This window comes from Streptococcus sanguinis SK1 = NCTC 7863 (genome assembly GCF_000194945.1).
Lineage (GTDB): Bacteria > Bacillota > Bacilli > Lactobacillales > Streptococcaceae > Streptococcus > Streptococcus sanguinis.
Window position 1 is genome coordinate 1,171,683 of the sequence record NZ_GL878507.1, and the last position, 20,233, is coordinate 1,191,915.

The following is a 20,233-nucleotide window of genomic DNA, read 5'->3' on the forward strand; positions in this document are numbered from 1 at the left end:
ATTACAGATGTACCCAATCAGCTTTCATTCATTCTTGCAGTTTAGAAAAGGAGTCTACGATGAAATTATTTTTTAAAAATAGAGTCTATGCCTCACTCAGCCTTTCCCGAATCTTCAACACCTTGGGAGCTTCTATTTTCAATATTGTTTTTGTGGTATTTGCTTCCAGCATGCCCAATCCCAAGTTTGCTATTGCTGTGGCTAATTTTATCGTCCTGGTTCCGACTTTCTTTACTATCTTTGCCGGCATCAAAGCTGACAAGACCGTCCATAAGGCTCGCTGGTTGATTCATTTTGGTTATCTTCAAGCCCTGCTCTTTGTCCTTGTCGCCTTCATGACTCGCTCTAGCTCATATCTAGCCTTTTCAGCCGTCTGCTTGATGAATATTCTTTCAGATATCATCAGCGATTACCGCAGTGGCCTACAAATGCCGATTTTAAAAAAGAATGTTCCAGAGAAAGACCTTATGGAAGCCTTCTCTTTTACCCAGCTTATCAGCTTTCTCTGCAGCCTGGCCGGACAAGCTTTGGGAGTTTGGCTCCTAACCGTCAGCCAGCAAGACTTTTTCTTAGTTGCTTTGGTTAACGCCTTGACCTTTCTCCTATCCTCCACCATCCTCTACCTAGTCCGCCACAGATTGACCCATGACCCTGTGGCAATTTCTGAGAGAAAAGCTCCTCTGAAAGAAGAGTTGAAGAAAATGTACACATCGTCCAAGCTCATCTTTGAGCAGGAAGGTTCTAACAATTTTCTCAAACTGCTGACTCAAATCCTGATCGTCAACGCTATGGCAGGTTCTCTTATAGCTCTTTATAATCTCTACTTGCTGGATAACCCCATCTTCCAGCTGTCCTTTAGTCAGTCTCTCTTGGTTCTTCAGACCACTCTTGTCCTAGCCATGATCGCAGCCAGTCTGACTCCCAACGATTACTTTAGCCGCCTCTCTCTAAATCAACTAACCCTCTGGGCTGCTCTCACAATGATTCTGCTTGCTGTCAGCAATTTCTTGCATCTGCCTGTTTTCGTCGGCATTGCTTTTGGATTTTTACTAGCTTATATCTCCGGCAAGATTAATCCCAAAATCAACACCCTCTTACTGAGCAAATTGCCTTCTGATGTTCTCGCTCAGACTTCCAGCTTTCTGAGTCTGCTCTTTTCTTTCTCTGTTCCCTTTGGCACTATGGTCTTCAGCAGCCTAGCCCTCTGGAATATGAACGCTAGCTGGCTCATCTTCAGCATTATCGGTGTGATTGCTCTACTCCTATCTATCGAAAAAAAGAAAGATGTTAAAGAAAGATGATAGATCAATCTTGTTTCTAAATTTATTCTCCCAGAACACAGCTAAAAACGATAACTTCCAAACAAGAAGTTATCGTTTTTGTGTATTAGAAAGCTAAAGATTAAGTTTCATTTAGCCTATTCTATTGCTATTAGTTCCAGCCGAAGCGTCTGCCTCTACCATTGCGATCAAAGTACATCCAACTTCCATCTTCTAGCTGAATCCATTTATTGCGTGCCATTTCGCCTGAATTGGCATCAAAGTAACGGTTAGCACCATTGACATAGACAATCTTACCTTTGACTTGCTTGCCATTTTGGTCGAAGTAAAGGGTTTGTTGGCCAATCTGCTGCAAACCAGTCACTGCTTTACCAGCCTGATCGAAGTAGTACCATTCGTTCTTGGCACCTTCAAAAAACTTGTTGGCTGCCATTTCTCCTGAGTTGGCATCGAAGTAACGGATTGATTTATCAGCCAGAGTTACTAGCTGTCCTTTGACTTGCTTACCATTTTGGTCGAAGTAAAGGGTTTGTTGGCCAATCTTCTGAAGACCTGTCACTGCTTTACCAGCCTGATCGAAGTAATACCATTCGTTCTTGGCACCTTCTGCAAACTTGCCGACTGCCATTTCTCCTGAATTAGCATCGAAGTAACGGATAGATTTATCAGCCAGAGTTACTACTTTACCTTTGACTTGCTTGCCATCTTGGTCAAAGTAAAGGGTTTGTTGGCCAATCTTCTGAAGACCTGTCACTGCTTTACCAGCCTGATCGAAGTAATACCATTCATTCTTAGATCCTTCTGCAAACTTGCCGACTGCCATTTCTCCTGAGTTGACATCGAAGTAACGGATACTCTTGTCTGCAAGTGTCACGATTTTACCCTTGACTTGCTTGCCTTCTTGGTCGAAGTAAAGTGTTTGCTGGCCAAGTTTTTGAAGACCTGTTACTGCAACACCATCTGCTCCGAAATAGTACCAGTCACTTGGATTATCACCTTGGGCAAAGCGGTTAGCAGCAGCATTACCTGAATCCTTATCAAAGTAACGAAGTTTACCATCTTTGGCACGCGCAATCTTGCCTTTGACTTGGTAGCCGTTTTGGTCGAAGAATTGCTGATTGCCGCCCATAGTTACCAGACCTCTAGCCATGACACCCTTGGCATCAAAGTAACGCCAGTTTTGGCCATCAGTAGTGTAGTAACGGTTGAGAACTTGGGCACCAGTCTTATCGTAGTAGTACTGATTGCCGTTTTCATCTTCACGGAGAGAATCACGCAGCTGAATACCATTCTTGAGGAAATAAACTTGCTTGCCATCAATTTCATGAGCACCTGTTGCTAGGTAACCTCGTTTATCGAAGTAATACCAATTTCCATTTTCATCTTGGATAAAGGAATTTCTAGCTTGATAGCCACTAGTTGAATAGTACTTGAATCCAGTAGTATCTTTGACAAATCCTGTGTAAGCATTCTTATTAACTAATTGCTTAGGCAGTACCATCTCACCATTCTTGTTGTTGAGATATTCGTTGCTAGCCCAGTCTTTAAGAACATAGTAAGCACCACGACCTAAGATATTGGTACCGTTGAAGTGTTTAGCTGACCACTTGGTAATCTTCTCATCAGTCGTCATCTTTTGACCGTTGGAAATCTGTACTCTTTCAAAGATTTCTGGGTATTTAGCTTTGAGTTCATCCAAGAAGGCTCCACCATACTTGCCTTGATAGTCTGTACCATTCGTTTTAGTATTGGCAACGTAAAGATTTTCCTTGATTTCTGCGCCTTCACGGTAGGTTCCGTAGTTGTTGACACGAGTTGCTGTTACCACTTCCTTGCCTGGCAGGTTGTAGATTTGGTCTGGCACCCAGTCCGCAATGGCTTGGATATTGACACTGTGAAGAGCACGGAGAGCATTGAGCAGGTCATCTAAAGAACCATATTTATTGTTTTTGCTCATAGCCATATCATAGCGGTCTTCAAAGGCATAACCATTCTGGATGATAGAATCTAGGAAAGTACCGTCTTGGCTAGATACGTACTGCGGTGGCAGCTCAAATGAAGTCACTCCCCATTCCTTGAAGAGGTTGACATTTTTAGCAATGACTTTATTGGTATATTGGTCATCACGAGTTGCAAAGTCTTGGAAGTTAGAGAAGCCTTCGTAAATCAACTGAGAATCAAGAGCTGCGCTAGATTCGTAAACCTGACCGCTGGCATTTTTCTTCTTGCTGGCTGTTACACGAGCATCCTGATCTGCCTTAGCACCAACTGGTACCCAAACAGCCAGATAACCAGAAACTTGGACATTGCTGTAACCTGCGATATCATTCATATCAAAGGTCAAAATACCATTGGCATCTGTCTTCTTCCAGAGGGATTGAGGCACTTCTTCGTCAGTTAAATAGCGGGAAATACCATCTTTGGTCGTCAAGAGCACAGGGCGGTAGTATTGATTCTTATGGGCTGCTCCCATATTGACTTGCAGTTTATCCCATTCGTTCAGTTTCAGATTCGGATTATTAGAAGCAATAACTGCCATCCCTTGGGTACGAGTTTCTGCTGTTCCTTCATCTGTTGCTTCGTTAGCACCAGTACCGTAACGAACAGAGGTTAAAATACCATTGTAAGACCATTTATCAGCCTCACGAGGGACACCCATATAGGTGACTTTCATGTCCTGTCCGCCAGCTACATACTTAATACGAGCACGCAACAGGGCATCGATAGCATCGTGGTAAGGAGATTTTTTCTCCATATATTGACCGTCATCTGTATAGAGATCACCATAGTAGACCCGAGTGATGGAGTCTTTGTTGGAGAGCATGAGAGCATGAGCAGTTGGGATATTGAACTGCGTATACTTCTTGTCGGCCTTGCGCATATCTTCGTTGTAGATCTTGAAGGCTTGCTTGAGCTCATCCATGGTAAAGGTCAAACCATCCGTGTTTGGATTGATATTTTCTCGGATGATATCGGCAATAACGGTTTGCACTTCACTATCATGAGCCCGAACAAAGATATAGTTGGCCATCCGTTCGCCATTTTTCTTTTCAGTAGAACGGTCATTCAGACTATTCGTAATCGTTGGCTCTACACCACTACGGATAGAAAGCTTACGCATGAACGAATAAAGCAAGGACAGACGAAGCTTATTATCAATCGGTAATTGAGCACCCTTGGTGTCTTTGTTGTAGTCAGGGTCGTTGTCAGACCAAGCTTCCAAGATAGACAGATGCTTGATGGCTTCTTCTTCACTTTCTCCAACCTTGTAGCGAGACTTGAAGTAATCAGAAGCAATCTGGAGCAAGTCCGCATTGACATTGTCCACCGCATCGACACGGACTCCGTCAAAGTTAGCAGTCGGATCATTGGCTACGATGCTACCGAAGTTCATCATAAAGTGCAGCCAGTTGAGTTGCTCAGCCTGAACAGCTGGATTAGAGTTGTCAAAGTCGTTAGCTAGCAGGAACTCATAACCACCATTTGACTTGTCAATGAAGTACTTAGGTGTACCAGTTTGGTTGGTTGGTGTGCGGTTCAGGATACGGTACTTAGAATTAGCATGAGAAGTCTTCTCATTATTGGTATAAAGCAGAGCTCCGCCTTGCAAGTGGTCCTTATTAGTACCAGTTGTTTCAGACTCTGTCTTGATATTCCAGTTTGGCTGAGTTTTGACAAATGCGCCCATCAGTGTTCTCAGCCATTTAGTATCGCCTTCTTTACCGATTCTTTCTTCAATTTTGCGCTGAACCTGCTGAGAAGCACCTGTCAAGATAGCTTGTTCCACTTTGTTTTCAAAAGCTCCTGCTCCCAAACCTTGCTGGTTCATATAGTTAAGATAGCTAACCTGCGTTTGCTTATCAGGCCACCAAGCCATTAAAAGCGGACGCAAGTCAGTCTCTGTAGACTGAGTCCATGTTTTTCCATCCTTGAGGATAGCTTTTGGACGATACCAAGTATCCGCTGTCAGATAGCCGTCAACTGTTTCAATATCCTTTTCCGTAGTGCCATGGAAGGCATTCATTCTGCTAAATTCATTGTTGAGGCTGCTAGTACCTTGCTGGAATTGATACTCAGCTGAATCAACCAAGGCTCCGGTCTCTGCATCGAAATAAAGAACTTTTCCATTAAGCTCAACTGCAAAATTCTTTTTAACTGTACCGTCGTCCTGAACATAGTATTTCTTGCCATCAATGGTCTTGATGTGAGCCAGCACATCATCATCATGCTCAGTATTAACAGGCGCCGCTTGAGCTTGAGCAGCACGCATTCTTTCAGCTATCGCTCCCTGTCTTTGAACCGGTTCTGGCAAGCGATCTTTCTTTGCAACCTTTGGATTTGCAACAATTTTGTCTGTAACAGTCTTTTTTGCTTGTTTGTCAGCAGCCTGCTTTTGAACAGTTGCTGGACTTGCTTGTCTATCCTGAGCAATTGCTTCCGTTTTAGCTGATTCTGATGTTGCGTTAGCTGCTTTTGCTTCTTCAGCAACGGCTGCATTTTCTGTAGCTGCTGCTTCTACCTGCTTTGCTGGTTCTTGAGCATCGGTTTCACCTACTGCCTCTGTTGCTTCAGCTGTCTTTTCAATGCTTGCTGGACTTGCTGCGGTAGCTCTGTAAGTTGCTTGGTCCGCAGAAGCTGTTTTTTCTGCTTCCAACTGAGAAGCTGAGTTAGCTTGTACTTGAACTGGCTGCCCTGAGCCACTATCCTGAGCTGCAGTTGGTTCTTGAACTGCCACCTGCTTAACATCATCAGCGTGGACAAGACCTGCTTCGAGACCAAGTACTTTTGGTGCTACGATAAGTGCTAAGGTAGTCACACCGATGGCTACCCAGTTCTTCTTAACTTTATGCATCTTATAATGAATTTTTTTCTCCATCATAAAGCCTCCTTCTGAATTTGGTATAAAGTTATACTCTTATTCTAGTATATTTTTAGAAATGAGTCTATTTTATTTGCACATCTGCAACTGCGAAAGGCAAATTCTTTCAAACTGAGCCTTGAGCTTCTGGGCAACACCGAAGGAATCTAAAAATTCCAAGAAAGATAAGCACTCCTCAATATCACTCAGAGCATAGCTATTCCCAACCTTGTAGGAATAAAGAGCCCTATGATACTTAATCAGCATCCGATCATAAAGATCTGTCTCAGGGATTTTAGAATGGTCAAGATAATTGAGGAATCTCATAGCAACCAGCAAATGATTACTCTCTATGCAGACGCTGATAACATTAAGCAGCATCTTGATAATACGCCGGCGATTCTCCGGTAGATTATTATAAAACTGGGTGCGGTTAATCATCTCACTAGCAAAGGTCTCCAGTGTTTCCAAGGTCAATAGATCCACACTATTAGTAAAGAGCCAGAGCTCATAACGCCCCCACTCCTCAACGGAAAAGAGATAATCGGTCAGAAATTCTACATCTTTCTTGCTAATCTGAAAATCTGGACTGCAGGAAGACAATACTGCTCTAACAACAATTGTATTAAGCCTATAATTCTTCTTCTCAGGGAACTTTTTAGCCAAAGCTTCTGAGCTAGCCAATATACTTTGGAGCTTGACGACATTGTTTTCCTGATAAGCATCAGCTACTTTTTTTGAGAAAAGCGCATCATCTGCCTCAATGTAGTTATGGTAAACATACTGAAATTCGTCTAGAGAAGCAGCCATATTCTTTAAGCAGCAATAGAAAGAATCAAGCGTGATACCACTGACTCCCCGCTCAAAACGAGACAGCTGAGCCACTGAAATATCTCCGGCTGCAGCCTCTTTAAGAGACATGTTTTTTGATTCTCTAATGACTTTGAAAATTTTTCCAAATGTTTTCAACATATTGAGCCCTCGGTTTCATATATGCAATAAAATTTTTTACTAAATTTAATATACTAGTAATATATTTCGAATATGTTACAAAAAAAATACTTTATATTTCCAAATAATACAAATAGATTAATTTGAAAGATAGGAATACTCAATATAGTGATTTTTTCTGAAAGTTTTATGGTTTTCAAGAAAATATTGATTTTATAAGAATTTCAGAAGGGTTCAACCTGACAACTTGAAAACACTGGCTTTTTCAAACCTAGCCTCCTTACTTATACAAAAATAAACTTGGATGATCTAAGGTTTATAGATGACTGAAATAAAACTGTAACAAAATCTAAACGAATATTTTTTAGACATGAATGAAAGGAAGAAAAATAAATCTGCCTAATGAACTAAAATAGATTTGACTAAAAAAAGAGGGAATAGAATCATAAAATCCCCCCTCTTCTATTCCCTTCCGTATCAATCAGGCCAATCAACCATGTGGTCATACCCTTCGTCTATGGAATAGCCTATACTACCACGATAAGAGTATTCTAGCAATGATACTGACCCTTCAGTCAAGTCTTGGTCACTGTCGTTCTTGTTTAACTGGACTAACTTTCCGTCCTTAATTTTAGCAAAAAATTGCTTTTTGCTAGTAACATTATCCTTGTCTGTCTCCTCTATCTCAAAGACATAGTTTCCTGTCTGAAAGAGGGAATAGTCCATATCATGCAAGAATTTTTCTCCTGAATCTGAAGCAAAGAGCCTTTGCTTCAGATTCAGCTCAATTCTAATACTGATCCAAACATCTTCTTTTTCTAGCAATTTCTCATCAGTAAGATCAAAGAGAGAATTTAACTTGAAATCTTTTTCCTCAAAGCTCTTGGGTTTTGAGCGCTTAGGATTAGTTATGTACTCTACGGAAACCTCTGTATTCCCATAATGAGGAATGATATTAACACTCTCATCTATATTATCTAGACTTTTTTCTACATTTTCTTTCGTTTTGATTAGATTTTCTTGACTATTTTCCTTTTGGAGAATAACTCGCAGGATGGGAGAAGGTGTTGTTTTCGGATCAATAAACGCAGCTTCTTCAATGCCTCCTGCCTTATTGACTCGAACTTCTTCATAAAAAGAATGCTTGCCAATAGTTACTTTAAATTTCCCGATTGGGTATATATCATTAAAGTCTGGATTATTCGAATCTTCTTCCCCGTATCCACTCGGTACAGTCTCTACCTTAGCATCCATACCCCGCTTTTTGTACTCCTGCTCCAAGCTGCTGAGAACTCGGCTGGTTCGTGTTAATTGGGGAATGATAGGCTGAAAAAAAGCTACAACCATGAGCAAAGTTAGCATGCCATTAACCACATGCCCTGCCCAGAGCAGTGCCTTCTTTCTTTGTCCTTTGAGTCCATACCGAGAGTAAAGATAGCTGAGGAAAGACAAAATCGAGCATAGTGGCACAACCCCTATCAACCAGCGATAAGGTTCTATGGTTCGCGTATCTTTCAAAGCAGAGATGAATGGAAATAGCTGAAGCAACAGAGTCAGAATTAAACTGATTGGAGCCAGATGAAGCGAGTCCTTGCTTGTCTTTATACTCTGAATCAGCGAACGAAGGCTCAAAATCAGATAAATAAACAGATAGATCAGAACAACAAACTTAAAAATCATACCAAACATCATAAAATGCATTAATATGCTTGTCTTGCCTGAACTCAGAAATTCTATAGTAGATAGCATTAGAACTATAACTGCATAGCCACCCAAAGGGGCTATTATTATAGACAGAATCCAATTAACAATATAAAAAATTGCAAATAAATCTTTAGAGGCTTTTAGTTTTTTCATTACATTTCCTAATTACTATATTATTCGTCTATCATTATAGCATAAACAATAAAAAAACTGAGATTTCTCCCAGTTTTTACATCTGTTTTAAGCGCTCCACCCGCTCTGAGATAGGAGGGTGCGTATAGAAAAGTTTCTTCAGTCCGCCTTCTTTCTTAGGGTCGCTGATATAGAGAGCCGCACTGGCATCATCAACATGATGCTCCATAGGCTCGCTGTGATCCAGCTTGAGCAGAGCATTAATCATCCCTTGTGGATTGCGGGTCAGCTCTACACTGGAAGCATCAGCCAGAAACTCCCGCTGACGAGAAATGGCTAACTGCACCAAGGTAGCTGCCAGAGGAGCTAAAACGATAGCAATCAGTGATACGATAAGGAGAATAATTCCTAATCCACTATCGTTATCTCGATCATTACTACTCCGACGTCCGCCACCAAACCACATCATACGGCCGGCCAGGCTAGACAACAGGGTAATAGCACTGGCCAGAGCCACAGCAATCGTTGAAATTCGAATATCATAATTGCGAATATGACTGACTTCATGACCAATCACTCCCTCAAGCTCCTCACGATTCATGATTTGCAAGATACCCGTCGTTGCTGCGACAGCTGCATTTTCAGGCTTAGATCCGGTAGCAAAAGCATTGGGAGAGGGATCCTCTACGATATAGACACGTGGCATAGGAATCTGTGCGACCATGGCCATATCTTGAACAATATGATAGAGTTCGGGCGCTTCCTGCTCAGAGACCTCGCGAGCTCCGTTCATCGCCATGACAACCTCTGTAGACTGAAAAATCATCACTCCAGCATAAATAGCTCCGATAATCAAGGCTAGCAAGACACCACCTACAGCAGACCGCAGCCATAGATAGCCAATAGCTGCTCCAACAAGAGCCAAAAGACCGAAAAAAGCGATAAGGAGGAGCCAAGTCCTCCTTTTATTGCTGGCAATTTGATCAAATAACATCTTAGTCACCTAGTCCAGTGCTGCCAAAGTCAACTTTTGGCACAGCCTTTTCTTCTTCTGGTGTCTTGAGGAAATCTGCAGCTTTAAAGCCAAACATTCCTGCAACAATATTGCTTGGGAAAGTTTCCAGCTTGACATTGTAGTTGCTAGTTACTGAATTATAAAGCTGACGAGAATAAGCAATTTTATTTTCAGTATTGGTCAGCTCTTCCTGCAACTTCAAGTAGTTGGTATTTGCTTTCAGATCTGGATAGCTTTCAGCTACTGCAAAGATTCCAGAAATCTGACGAGAAAGGGCGTCGCTGGCTTGCATAGCTTCGGCTGGTGAAGCAGCTGAAGCTACCTGGTTGCGCAGTTGAGTTACCTTTTCCAAGGTTGCCTGCTCATACTTGCCATAGCCTTTGACAGTTTCCAAGAGGTTAGGAATCAGGTCATTACGGCGTTTAAGCTGCACATCAATCTGACTCCAAGCTTCCTGAGTCTGCATGCGGCTTTTAACCAAGGTATTGTAAGCACCAACAACGAAGAATGCTAAAACCGCGACAATAATAAGAATAATAATAAAAGTCATGATATACTCCTTCAATTTTGATTAGACTTATTATATCAAAAAATAGAGGAACTGTCTTTATTCTTGACATTGATTTAGAAAAGATGTACGATAAAGGAAAGAATAAACCGACTGTCGGTCGAATAAAATTTTATCACCAAAAAGGATGCAAACATGGCCAATAAAAAAGACTTTATCTTAGATACTGCTCAGAAGCTTTTTATGGAGCAAGGCTTTGATCAAACCTCTATCTCCCAGATTTTAGAAGCGACTCAAATTGCCCGTGGTACTCTCTACTATTACTTTTCTTCTAAGGAAGAGATAATGGATGCCATCATTGAGCGAACTATTGAACAAGCTTTTACAGCTTCTCAAGCCTTTGCTAATAATCGTGAACTAACTGTCCTAGAACGCTTGGTTGGCAGTATGGCTGCTCTGAATCTCAATCACCAAGAGGGAGAGGAAGTGCTACTGCATCTCAATCAGCCACAAAATGCGCTCCTGCACGAAAAGACCAATCAAATTCTTCTTGAACGAGCACCCCAGATTCTACTTCCCATCATCCAAGACGGCATCACCGCTGGAGACATGAAGACTGACTATCCATACGAAAGTCTGGAAATGGTTCTTACTTATTCGCTTCAAGCTTTTGGTAGCAATTTTCAGGCTCTCCTCCCAGAAAAACAGCAGCAAAAACTGCAGGCTTTTCTCTATCTTTTAGAAACTATTTTTCACAGCCGGCAAGGCTACTTCAATCCCTTTCTATCTTTGATTCAGACTCAAAGCAGCTAGACAGCTAAGCACTAGATTCACTATTTACAATTACTTGACATTGCAAACATAAGGAGGCAACTATGAAACAATCAGGTTTTAGACTCTTTTTATTGATTTGGATAGGAAGCCTCATTTCAGAAATCGGCTCTGGTATGACTTCTTTCGCTTTAGGTGTTTATATCTTCCAGCTGACCGGTTTGGTTTCTGTTTCTTCTTTTGTTACCCTTTGTGCTTTCCTACCCGGTCTTTTGGTTACTCCTCTGGCTGGAATTCTGGCAGATCGCTATGACCGAAGATTGCTGATGGCCCTGGGAGATGGCCTGTCAGGCTTAGGAGTTCTCTGGATTTACTTTAGTCTGAAGAATCCTGCTTTGATTTTTATCTGTATCGGAGCTGCCATTAGCTCGCTCTTTTCAGCCTTGGTCAATCCGGCCTTTCGAGCTACGATTTCCGACTTGCTGCCTGAGGACCAGTTATCAAAAGCAACTGGTTTGTCCCAGATTAATGGCATTGCCCGCTATCTGATTTCACCAGCCTTGGCTGGAATGATTTTGGCGAGTGGACATATCAGCCCGATTCTGTTGCTGGATTTTTCAACCATTTTCGTGACAGTAGCCTGCACCTTGCTCGCTCGTAGGGCCATTCACACACAAGTTTATAGCAGTGATAGTCGTTTCTGGGCGGATTTCCTTAAAGGTTTTCAAATCGTCTATAGAAAAAAAGGCATCTGGATTTTAGTCCTAGCTGGAACAGGCTTTTCCTTCTTTTTGGGAACAGTCCAAATCCTGCTTTCTCCCTTGGTGCTGGCTTTCGCAGACGCCAAAACAGCCGGCTGGGTCATGACCATCTCTAGCAGCGGGATGCTGATAGGAGGATTGGTTCTGGGGATATTTGCTATAAAAAAACACTTCCATCGTATGCTCTGTCTCTCACTATTTCTACTGGGATTCTTCATGGTTGGGCTGGGAATGAAAGAAAATTTCATCTGGATTTGCAGCTTTGGCTTTCTCCTCTTTGCTGCCCTGCCTTTCGCCAATACAGCCATTGACTATCTAGTCCGCATCAATATTAACAAAGCCGACCAAGGCAAGGTCTGGGGGACCATCGGGATTATTTCTCAACTGGGCTATGTGCTAGCTTATGCCGGCATGGGTTGGGTCGCGGACACTCTTTTCAAGCCCTCGCTAACTTACTTTGGCTGGCTGGCAAATTCTGTCGGAAAAATCATCGGTGTTGGAGGAGGCAGAGGTTACGGTCTGCTCTTTATCCTATCCGGTATCTCTATCAGCATCGGTGCTTACCTGCTCTCCCGAGCTCGTTCAGTAAAGGAGCTGGAATATGTTTCAACGCTTGATAAAAAATGATTTAAAAGAAAACAAAGTCAGCATGCTAGTCATTGGACTTTTCCTGCTTCTGACTCTGACTCTGAGCTTTGCAGCCACGCGCCTGACCGTCAGTCTGACTAGCTCAATTGAGCGCTTTGTGGAAACAGCTAAAAGTCCTCACCTGCTACAGATGCACAGCGGAAGCGTCGACCGAGAACGCCTGCAAAACTTCGTCCAACAGTATCCGGAAATTGCCTCCTGGCAGCTGACAGACTTTGTCAACGTGGAAGGGTCAGCCATCCGCATCAATGGGCAGGACTCGCTTCAGGACAGCTCTCAGGATAATGGCTTTTCCAGTCAGAACCAAAACTTTGACTTTCTGCTGGATCAGGATAACCAGCCTGCCCAGCCTCGGCCGGGGCAAGTTTATATCCCCCTTTACTACTACAACAGCGGAAAAATCAAAATCGGCGACCAAATAAGAGTCGGCAAGCTCCAGCTGACTGTCCAGGGATTTATCCGAGATGCCCAGATGAATGCCAGTCTAGTCTCCTCCAAACGCTTCCTCATCTCACAGACTGATTTGCAGATTCTGAAAACAGAAGCATTTGCATCTAATGAGAACCTGATTGCCTTTCGAGTGCATAAGCTTAGCCAGATTTCTACTATCGAGCAAGCCTATAAAAATGCCGAGCTTGAGTCCAATGGACCGCCTATGATTACCTATCCGACTATCAAGATGATTAACGGCTTCAATGATGCTCTAGTCATCCTAGTCATGGGGCTACTGGTTATGGCCATCATTGGCATGACCTTTCTCTGCATGCGCTTTGCCCTCTTGACCAAGATTCAAGAAGACCTGCAGCAGATTGCCGTTATGAAGGTGATGGGACTGCCCCAAAGCTTTATCAGCAGGGTCTACCTGACCAAGTATTATTTCTGTCTGGCTCTAGCAACCATCGCTGGATGGGGACTGTCCTTTCTCCTGAGTTCTCCTTTTAAAAAGCAGATGGCACTGTCTATGGGGCAAAGTCCGACGCCCTTCTATAGCTATCTTTTGGAAATGCTAGTGGCTCTACTGCTCTGTCTCTTGGTCTTCTGGCTGACTGCCCGGCCTCTCAGCTCTTTTAAGAAAATGACCCCCGGCCAAGCTTTAAGATTAGCTTCTTCCAACAGTCTGACCGAGACTCGTTCTACTCCCAAAATGGGCTTACCGACTATTCCCTTTTTAGACAGACCCTATTTCGCTCTGAAAACAATTCTCAATCATAAGAAACTCTATTTGACTATCTTGTTCATTGTCAGTTTGATTAGCCTGCTTATCCTGCTACCAGCCAGTCTCTATAGCACTGTGATGGACAAGAACTTCATCCAGTATCTGGGAGCTGGTCAGGCAGATGTGTTGATTGATATTTCTCAGACTGAAGACATTGATACCAAGGCTGCCCAGCTTCTGAAAGAACTGCAGGCAGACAAGGATATCGCAGAGATTAATCAGTACCAGAGCCAGAATTTCTCCTATCAAGACCAGCAAGGTCAGACCCAGCAGTTGCGGGTAACTCTGGGAAACCATGCGGGATTTCCAGTCAAATACAGCCAAGGCCGCTATCCTAAAAACGAGCATGAAATTGCCCTCTCCAAGCTTAAGGCAGAAGAGCTCAAGCTAAATGTTGGAGACAGTCTGACCTTGACGGTAGACGGTCAAGCAAGAAAACTAAAAGTAGTCGGTATCTACTCGGACCTGACCTACGGAGGCAAGACCGCCAAGGCTGTCTTTGTGACAAAGCAAGCGCAAACCCTCAATAGTCTGACGACCATCCGTCTTAAAGATGCTAGCAACAAAGCTCAAAAAATCAACGAATGGAAAAAACGCTATTCCAACTATAAATTAACCGATGTAGAAGACTTTTTCCATCAGACTTTTGATGACACGCTAGCCATGCTCCGCCTGATTCAGACCAGCGTTTTCTGGACAGGGCTCGGCATTGTCTTCATCCTTATGACTCTCTTTGTCTATATGATTTTCACTAAGGATCAAGCTGACTTGGCGCTTTATCGGATGCTGGGATTTGGCAGTGAACGACTCAGGAGCCACTACCTGCTCGCTGTCTGCTTCATCTTGATGCTGGCTCTGGCAATAGCCGACCTGCTGCTCCTTAGTCTTGGGCAAGAAGTCTGCAGTCTGCTGCTCAGCAGCTTCGGTATCAGCAAACTCCAGCTCATCATCAATAAGTCGCTTACTTTTCTATGGGCACCGCTGACTCTGCTTCTTAGCGGACTCACAGCAGCACACATCAGTCTCCGAGCTCTGAACAAGCTGGAAATTGGACGCTATCTCAAGGAACATTAATCTTAAGCAGATAGCTTTCGAGCGCTTAGCATTTATTTTACATCCGAGGAGAAGCCTATGTTATTAGAAGCACATAACCTCAGCAAAAGCTATCAGGAAAATCAGGAGCCCATTCTCCGTGATTTGTCGCTAGAGATTGAAAGCGGCCAATTCATCGCCATCATGGGGCCGTCCGGCTGCGGGAAATCCACTCTTCTCAATCTTCTGTCCACCATTGACAGACCTGACCAAGGACAGATTCTTTACCAGGGACAGGACCTGCTAGCCATGAAAGATAAGGACTTAGACCGCCTTCGCAGAGAGGCTTTCGGCTTTGTCTTCCAGCAGGCAACCTTCCTGAAGAATCTCAATATCCTAGACAATATCTGCCTACCAAGTATCATTGGTAAGAAAGGCAGTGAGCGAAAGGCAGCCTATGAGCGAGCCAAGGAGTTAATGGCTCTGACTGGCATTAAGGACATTGCTCACCGCTCTATCCATCAGGTATCGGGCGGCCAGCTCCAGCGAGCCGGCATCTGCCGGGCTCTCATGAACCAGCCTCGAATCATTTTTGCTGACGAGCCGACAGGAGCGCTCAACTCTCAGGCTGGCCGGCAAGCTATGGAGCTCATGCAGCACTTCCACCAGCAGGGTGCAAGCATTCTCCTAGTGACGCATGATGCCAGTGTGGCTACCTATGCAGACAAGGTTCTGCTCATTTTAGATGGCAAGATAAAAAAAGAAGTTCTATTTGACCCAGCTGCTAATCAGGATGAACGGCGTCAGCTGCTCTTGGCGGAGCTCAATCAGATTGGCATATAAGAAAAGAGGCCCTTTGGCAGAATGCCGGGGTCTCCTTTTTATGATATAATAGGATGAATACTGACAAACAAGGATGAAACTATGACACCGCAAGAATTTTACCAGCTCTTAGCCCAGCAGGGAATCGAGCTGACTGACCGCCAGAAAGACCAGTTTGAGCATTATTTTGAACTCTTGGTCGAATGGAATGAAAAAATCAATCTGACAGCTATCACCGAGAAAAATGAAGTCTATCTCAAGCATTTCTATGATTCAATTGCGCCCGTTTTGCAAGCCCTGATTGATAATCAAGAGCTTAAGCTGCTGGATATCGGAGCCGGTGCTGGCTTTCCTAGCCTCCCTATGAAAATTATCTATCCTCAGCTGGATGTGACCATCATTGACTCGCTCAACAAACGAATTAACTTCCTCAAACTGCTAGCAGAGGAGCTGGAGCTGGACAAGGTTCACTTCTACCACGGTCGCGCAGAAGATTTTGCTCAGAACAAGGCCTTTCGGGCACAATTTGACCTGGTCACTGCCCGTGCAGTCGCTCGGATGCAGGTCCTATCTGAGCTGACCATTCCCTACCTAAAAGTTGGCGGGAAGCTTTTGGCGCTTAAGGCTTCTAATGCTCCTGAAGAACTTGAAGAAGCAAAAAATGCCCTCAACTTACTCTTTAGCAAGGTCCAAGACAACCTCAGCTATGCCCTACCAAACGGTGACCCCCGCTTTATCACAGTGGTGGAAAAGAAGAAAGAAACACCCAATAAATACCCCCGCAAAGCCGGCATGCCAAACAAAAGACCATTATAAGAAAAAAATCAGGCAATCCTTGCCTGGTTTTTTATGTAAATGACTAGAAGTTCAATGTAGAAAAGAGATACTGCAAGATTGCGACAAGTACAAAAAATCGCTTACTTACTGTCCTGTTCCTCTAGTTTTAAAACATTGATAAATTCTTCATAAGAATTGACTACATGGTCTTGACCGTCTTTTGTGACACTACCATAAACAGTTAAGTTATCAAATAACTGCTTATCTTTTGGAATTAAAAGACTGTAAATGTCTGACATCAGTTTAGGATCTGTCTTATCCGTCAAAAGATATAATTGACCTCCCTGATTCGTCATCAAGTCATAAGCTTTAGGGTATTCCTCCTTTAGGCGCCAGTCGAAGGATTGTTTAACAACGGAGGAAGTAAAATGGATTGAATTGAAACTATTTATATCATCAGAATAGTAATCCTTTAAATTCGTAAACAAACCTAAATTATAATTTAAACGTTTGTCAAATGTCTTTTTTGTCCCCTTAGGAAAATCCTCTATTCTCCCATTAGACATATTAAATAGTACCCATTTACCCTCTTTCGTTCCTACTCCAGTTTTTTGTAAAGGAAGAGTCCTATATTCTTGATTATTGTAGGTGTAGAAACTAACATTACGCCCAGGAATGGGAGAGTATTGATCATCATAATTCTTAATCGCTTTTATTAAATCATATTCTTTTAAAGACAAATTCTTCGTACTTGTGTCATATACCTGAATTTTCCAAAATTCTCCCAAGCTCAACTTATTTACATCAAAATTTTTATCGCTAGATTCATGGACTAGTTGATAGCTTTCAGTAGACAAATAACGCTTACCATGGATTACTTCTCCATACCTTAGCGGTATATTCTCATTTTTTAATTTTTCAGAAGCATTTTGACCATCATTTTTAGAATCTACTGATTTCCAAGAAATTACCAACCCCTGTCTATTTGCAATAAACTCATAGTCACTTGGCTCGATGGCAGTTTTGACTTGCTTATAACGACTCTGCGTTAAATACCGATAAACATCGTAAGAGCCAACTAAAGACAAAACAACTACGAGCACTGCTATAAATTTCCATTTTTTCTTCATATTACTCCTTCCCTTTCAGCATATAACTCTCCAAAAGATTATGAAAATAGCATCTAAATAGGAGACACCATAGAAAATCATACCTTCATAAGGAACATGCTCCATCCTACCTCCATGGGTTATAAAAGCGGCCGTGATTGACTGCGAAGAGAGCAAAGCAAAGCAATAGAAAGGCGACTGCCAGTGTCAGCACCAGCATATCTCGTTTGCTTAGAGCCTGATAGGTATACCAGGTGCGTTTTTTATTTTTTCCGAAACGGCGTAGCTCCATGGCTGTGGCAATGGTATTGATGCGCTCTAGTGAGCTGAAAATCAGCGGAATGATAATCTGCAGATTTCCCTTTACGCGCTGAGTGAGTTTGGCTTTCTTGGATAATTCCTGCCCACGCGCTTCTTGAGACATCCTAATCAGGAAAAACTCTTCCTGCAAATCTGGAATATAGCGGAGCGTCAGACTGACCGCGTAAGCAATTTTATAGGAAATACCAAGCTGATGAAGGCTGGAAGCAAACTGACTGGGATGGGTTGTCATGAGGAAAATCACTGCCAGAGGTATGGTCGAAACATACTTGAGCAGGAGATTAAAGAGGTAGAACAGCTGCTGAGCTGTTAAATTATAAGCTCCCCATCCGGTCCAGAGGACATCTTTGGCTCCATAGATATCAACACCATACTGAGGCGCGAAAAGATAGACCATCACTAAGTTAAGAGCAGCAAAGGATGCCGCAAAGACCAAAACAAATGAAATGTCTCGGATGCGGATGTGAGACAGCCGAAAGAGACAGAGGGACAGTAGGGCTAGCCCCAGCAAAAAGCGGGTATCATAGCTGATCATGGCTGCTACTGATACCAGAACGAAGAACAGCATCTTGCTGGCACCGGACAAACCATGAAGAAACGTCTCGCCTGCATGGTAGCCGATTAATTTTCGCTGATTAAGCATGCTTGTCCTCCTTTTCTCGCATATAAAACTCGGTCAAAGCCAGAGGGTCGGCACCAATTTTCTCAGCCAGAGCAAAGATTGACGTTTCCTTTAGATGAGCCGCCGAAATCAACTCTTGATCTGTCAGCACCTGAGCAGGCGCCTTATCGGCTAAAATCTGACCATCCACCACAACCACTGACCGATCTGAGTAATCCAGCATCAGCTGCATATCGTGGGTAATCATGATAATCGTATGTCCCTGCTGGTTGAGCTCGTCTAGAAAGTCCATCATCTCGGTATAATGGCGCTGGTCCTGGCCAGCTGTCGGTTCATCCAAGAGGATAATCTCCGGATTCAGCACCAAGATAGACGCAATAGTCACCCGCTTCTTCTGGCCGAAAGACAGGGCCGAAATCGGCCAACTACGGAATTCATAGAGGCCGCACGTTTTAAGAGCCGCATGGACCCGCTCTTCGATTTCCGCTTCTGCCAGTCCACGCAAGCGCAAGCCTAAAGCCACTTCATCAAAAATCATGGCTGCCGAAATCATCTGATTGGGATTCTGCAGGACATAGCCAATCCGCTCAGCTCGCTCCTTGATAGAGTCTCCTTTGATGTCCTGATCTTTCCATCTATAGCTCCCATCAGTCTCGATAAACTGACAGAGAGCCTTGGCCAGGGTTGACTTACCAGCTCCATTTTTACCAACGATGGCTATCCGCTCACCCTTGAAAATCTTCAGGCTCATATCCTGCAAAATAGGTTTGCCTCCGCTCTGGTAAGCAAAGGACACATGTTCCAGTTCCAGTAAGGGCTCCTGAGGCTCTTTGTCAGGGGCAGACCAATCTCTGCCTTCAAAGGTCACATCTGCCAGCTGTAGCTGATCCAAGCGGGACAATCCTTCAGTCTTTTCCACATCAACGCCCAGCTGGCGTAGAGTGGTAATGTAGAGCGGCTCGCGAATGCCATTTTCAGCTAGCAGTTGGGTTCTGAGCAGGTCATCTGGCTGTCCATTAAAGAGAATACGTCCGTCATTGACAAGCACTATTCTGTCTACCGGTCTGTAAAGAACATCTTCCAAGCGGTGCTCAATAATCAGAGTCGTTGTTTCCGTCTCCCGATGAAGCTGGTCAATCAAATCAATGGTATCCTGCCCTGACTTGGGATCCAGATTGGCCAAGGGCTCGTCAAAAAGCAGAATAGGACTCTCGTCAATCAAAACCCCAGCCAGACTGACGCGCTGCTTTTGACCGCCTGATAGATCCTGGGGCCGATGCTGCAAAAGCTCCGATAAATCCAGCTTCTCTGACCAGGTTTGGACTTTTTCGCGCATAAGCGACAGCTCCATCACGTCATTTTCCAGCGCAAAGGCTAGATCTTCTGCTACGCTAAGCCCGATAAACTGGCCATCCGTGTCCTGCAAGACCGTGCTGACTAGATTGGACTTATCATAAATGCTGGATTCAAAGGCTGGCTGCCCCTTAATCAAGAGCTGACCGCTGGCCTCTCCTTTATAAATATTGGGGATAATCCCATTGAGACACTGGCCCAGCGTTGATTTACCAGAGCCAGACGGACCAACAATCAGAACCTTTTCCCCCTCGAAAATAGTCAGATTGATCTGCTTCAGGGTCGGCTCAGACTGGGCCTGATATTGAAAGCTAAAGTCTTCAAATTGGATAATTGGTTTTTTCATCTTATTT

14 protein-coding genes are annotated in these 20,233 nt (G+C 43.5%); 6 read left to right on the forward strand and 8 right to left on the reverse strand.

The window, feature by feature from the left end; genetic code table 11:
• Nucleotides 1-59 precede the first annotated feature (59 nt).
• Complete coding sequence (locus HMPREF9378_RS05355; protein ID WP_002913820.1) at nucleotides 60-1,301, forward strand: MFS transporter; 1,242 nt, start codon at nucleotides 60-62, stop codon at nucleotides 1,299-1,301.
• Nucleotides 1,302-1,431: 130 nt separating this feature from the next.
• Here HMPREF9378_RS05355 and HMPREF9378_RS05350 read toward each other — a convergent pair whose 3' ends face one another.
• The 5 genes from HMPREF9378_RS05350 to HMPREF9378_RS05330 form a co-directional block, all read right to left on the reverse strand.
• On the reverse strand, nucleotides 1,432-6,159 hold the full coding sequence (locus HMPREF9378_RS05350) for a glycoside hydrolase family 70 protein (protein ID WP_002913821.1): 4,728 nt from the start codon (nucleotides 6,157-6,159) through the stop codon (nucleotides 1,432-1,434).
• A 69-nt stretch (nucleotides 6,160-6,228) separates the two neighbouring features.
• Nucleotides 6,229-7,110: a helix-turn-helix domain-containing protein gene (locus tag HMPREF9378_RS05345; protein ID WP_002913822.1), complete on the reverse strand. Its 882-nt coding sequence runs from the start codon at nucleotides 7,108-7,110 to the stop codon at nucleotides 6,229-6,231.
• 456 nt (nucleotides 7,111-7,566) lie between these two features.
• The gene (locus HMPREF9378_RS05340) at nucleotides 7,567-8,946 is read right to left on the reverse strand and encodes an ABC transporter permease (RefSeq protein WP_002900965.1); all 1,380 of its coding nucleotides are present in this window, start codon (nucleotides 8,944-8,946) and stop codon (nucleotides 7,567-7,569) included.
• Nucleotides 8,947-9,022: 76 nt separating this feature from the next.
• Entirely contained in the window at nucleotides 9,023-9,919 is an 897-nt protein-coding gene (gene htpX, locus HMPREF9378_RS05335) for a zinc metalloprotease HtpX (protein ID WP_032908888.1), read from the reverse strand.
• Between the two features lies 1 nt (nucleotide 9,920).
• On the reverse strand, nucleotides 9,921-10,490 hold the full coding sequence (locus HMPREF9378_RS05330) for a LemA family protein (RefSeq protein WP_002900967.1): 570 nt from the start codon (nucleotides 10,488-10,490) through the stop codon (nucleotides 9,921-9,923).
• A gap of 153 nt (nucleotides 10,491-10,643) precedes the next feature.
• Between HMPREF9378_RS05330 and HMPREF9378_RS05325 the strand changes: the two genes are divergently transcribed.
• From HMPREF9378_RS05325 to rsmG, 5 genes are all read left to right on the forward strand, one after another.
• Nucleotides 10,644-11,261, forward strand: coding sequence for a TetR/AcrR family transcriptional regulator (locus HMPREF9378_RS05325; protein WP_002900968.1), 618 nt, complete (start codon nucleotides 10,644-10,646; stop codon nucleotides 11,259-11,261).
• A gap of 62 nt (nucleotides 11,262-11,323) precedes the next feature.
• A complete protein-coding gene (locus HMPREF9378_RS05320; RefSeq protein ID WP_002900969.1) occupies nucleotides 11,324-12,607 on the forward strand; it encodes an MFS transporter in 1,284 nt (427 codons plus the stop codon).
• On the forward strand, nucleotides 12,582-14,918 hold the full coding sequence (locus HMPREF9378_RS05315) for an ABC transporter permease (protein ID WP_002913823.1): 2,337 nt from the start codon (nucleotides 12,582-12,584) through the stop codon (nucleotides 14,916-14,918). Before HMPREF9378_RS05320 ends, HMPREF9378_RS05315 begins: the two co-directional genes overlap by 26 nt.
• A gap of 57 nt (nucleotides 14,919-14,975) precedes the next feature.
• Nucleotides 14,976-15,719: an ABC transporter ATP-binding protein gene (locus HMPREF9378_RS05310; RefSeq protein WP_002900971.1), complete on the forward strand. Its 744-nt coding sequence runs from the start codon at nucleotides 14,976-14,978 to the stop codon at nucleotides 15,717-15,719.
• Between the two features lie 81 nt (nucleotides 15,720-15,800).
• A complete protein-coding gene (gene rsmG, locus HMPREF9378_RS05305) occupies nucleotides 15,801-16,514 on the forward strand; it encodes a 16S rRNA (guanine(527)-N(7))-methyltransferase RsmG (RefSeq protein ID WP_002900972.1) in 714 nt (237 codons plus the stop codon).
• A 101-nt stretch (nucleotides 16,515-16,615) separates the two neighbouring features.
• Here rsmG and HMPREF9378_RS05300 read toward each other — a convergent pair whose 3' ends face one another.
• The 3 genes from HMPREF9378_RS05300 to HMPREF9378_RS05290 all read right to left on the reverse strand — a co-directional run bounded on the left by HMPREF9378_RS05300 (nucleotide 16,616) and on the right by HMPREF9378_RS05290 (nucleotide 20,226).
• The gene (locus HMPREF9378_RS05300; protein WP_002900974.1) at nucleotides 16,616-17,605 is read right to left on the reverse strand and encodes a hypothetical protein; all 990 of its coding nucleotides are present in this window, start codon (nucleotides 17,603-17,605) and stop codon (nucleotides 16,616-16,618) included.
• A 106-nt stretch (nucleotides 17,606-17,711) separates the two neighbouring features.
• A complete protein-coding gene (locus HMPREF9378_RS05295; RefSeq protein WP_002900975.1) occupies nucleotides 17,712-18,548 on the reverse strand; it encodes an energy-coupling factor transporter transmembrane component T family protein in 837 nt (278 codons plus the stop codon).
• Complete coding sequence (locus tag HMPREF9378_RS05290) at nucleotides 18,541-20,226, reverse strand: ABC transporter ATP-binding protein (RefSeq protein ID WP_002900977.1); 1,686 nt, start codon at nucleotides 20,224-20,226, stop codon at nucleotides 18,541-18,543. The genes HMPREF9378_RS05295 and HMPREF9378_RS05290 overlap by 8 nt, the downstream gene beginning before the upstream one ends.
• Between the last annotated feature and the right edge of the window lie 7 nt (nucleotides 20,227-20,233).